Raw genomic sequence first — 2,031 nt, 5'->3', positions numbered from 1 at the left:
AAGCACTATCCGCTGCGCTATCGATTAGCGTGTAAGGTGTTTGCTGATGGGTTTTAGTGTCTTGTTCCTTGGCGATAGTTTTAAGTTGGGTTTTAATCGCCTTATGGTCATTTACTTGTCTGCCAAGTCCCGTTGCTAACTGCGTTAAACGCTCCGCTAATTGCTGACCACCAAGACCAGTTTGGGTGAGGGTCGGGGTATGATGTTGATAATTGTGCTCTTGGACTTGTGCGTGGGTCTGCGGTTGAGTGGAGAGGGCTAAATATAAAAAACCACCCAAAGGTGGTTTAGATCGAAATATTAAAAACTAGCCTTTCTCACCCTCAAACTGCCAAATAACTTCACCCCAATTATTGTGAGGATAATTGGGCATGATATCACCCTGTTTGAAGTAAGCTCGGCTATCTGCTTTTGCGAAGGTAAACCAGTAGCCTGATTTAGGGCAAGGCTGATTTGCTGGGCAACGCCCTCGAGCTTTACTGGTGATTTCGGGTTTATTAGGTTTGATTTTATTTTCATAGTAAGGTGTCATGTCTTCGCCCGCCTCGGAACGCTGCATAAACTCTTTATAAGTAATTTTATAAGGGTCAATAGAGATAAATTTACTGGTGTCAATACCTGTTTTTTCTAGTATGAGTGGTAGGGTATAGTCAGGTTGGTCTTGTTGAATATCTAAGCCTATCTCTAAAGCTTGAGTTTCAGCGTATAGTCTAGCTTGCGGTAAGTCTGGATAAGCTTCTATAAAAACTGATTCCATAGTATCGTCTGGGTTGTCATAACTGAGATAGCTGTTGATATGAATCTCTTCGGAGCTAAAATCTAAACTGATCATATAGACGTAATTGTTAACCTCTTCTTCAAAGTTGTATTGCATAGTAATATCTAAAAAAACATCAGTGCCATTTCGTAGATCCCAAAATTGTAAGCTTGGTAGCTGTTTAAACTGATCAAAGGTTAGAGGGTATTGATAGTTTAGAAAGCTAGATGATACATTCTCATCAGTGACATAATCATAACTATCTTGGAGAGATATACGAGCACTAGTGACACGACGATCGTTCTGCCAACCTTGCTCTTCTAGCTGTTTAAACAGTTTTTGCACAGCGACATAGGCATCTTTTTTCGTAACAGCATAGCTACCTTGAGAGTTAGGGACGAAAAAATCAATTCGAACCGACTGTATGCCTCGTTTAGGTTTATCATGAATATAGAAGCCTGAGGTCATACCAACATTATCAACAGTAAGTGATGGAATGTTTGGATAGTTGAAAGTCGCAGTCCCATTGTTAGACGGAAAGTTAATTTCGTAAAAAGTAACGCCTAAGCTACCAATATTGAGCGGATTATCATCAAAACTCCAATACTGTTTAATGTCCTCATTATTTTTTTTAAAGGTTTCAGGGCTTTCTTCTACTGAAACATAAGCATGAGGCGGGATAGAGACCTCTTTTTCTGCTTGGCAGGCAGTAGTTAGAAGCATAAAACTAAAAAACAACCAATTGCTAAATATTTTTTCAATCATAAGCTAATTATCTAACCATCATTCCATTTTTATAATAAATAACAAGAGGCTCCTGCAATGTGTATTGTTGTGAGTTCAACATTATCTTTGAAGTCATAAGTACCTGAGCGTATTCATTATTTATAGTTAACCACTTCATTGGCATCGTTTTAGCTGAATCAATAGGGTTTCCTGGAGAAGTCAGTTTACCTTTGTTTTGGCCTTCGACTTGAGAAATGTCGTATTTAAAAAACTGACTATTATGTACTCCTTCAATATAGCATTCAGACCTTACGTCATGATAACAGTAAACTAACATCTCTTTAGTTGGATGAATTAAATAGGCTACTTCTCTAGGATCATCTGAATTTAGGATCTTATCTAAAGATGTTTGTGAATTATAATTCTGAGTATCTGAGTTTGCTAATATTTTAGAGCTATCATTATTTGATCAGGGGAGTTTCCTAAAAACTGTGTAACTGCTTATAATCCCATAACAGGAGAATAAGCAATGACCAAGCAAACTGACA

General features: G+C 37.8%; 2 protein-coding genes. Both read right to left on the bottom strand.

Annotation, left to right across the window (positions count from 1 at the left end):
- The coding region (locus tag AAEY79_RS14110; RefSeq protein ID WP_352288834.1) for a hypothetical protein at positions 1 to 280 on the bottom strand (280 nt) is incomplete at its 3' end.
- 27 nt (positions 281 to 307) lie between these two features.
- The gene (locus tag AAEY79_RS14105) at positions 308 to 1,480 is read right to left on the bottom strand and encodes a hypothetical protein (RefSeq protein WP_350588497.1); all 1,173 of its coding nucleotides are present in this window, start codon (positions 1,478 to 1,480) and stop codon (positions 308 to 310) included.
- Between the last annotated feature and the right edge of the window lie 551 nt (positions 1,481 to 2,031).

It is taken from the genome of Psychrobacter sp. GW64-MNA-CIBAN-0177, assembly GCF_040309585.1.
Classification (GTDB): Bacteria; Pseudomonadota; Gammaproteobacteria; order Pseudomonadales; family Moraxellaceae; genus Psychrobacter; species Psychrobacter okhotskensis.
This window is presented reverse-complemented; position numbering and strand designations above follow the sequence as displayed.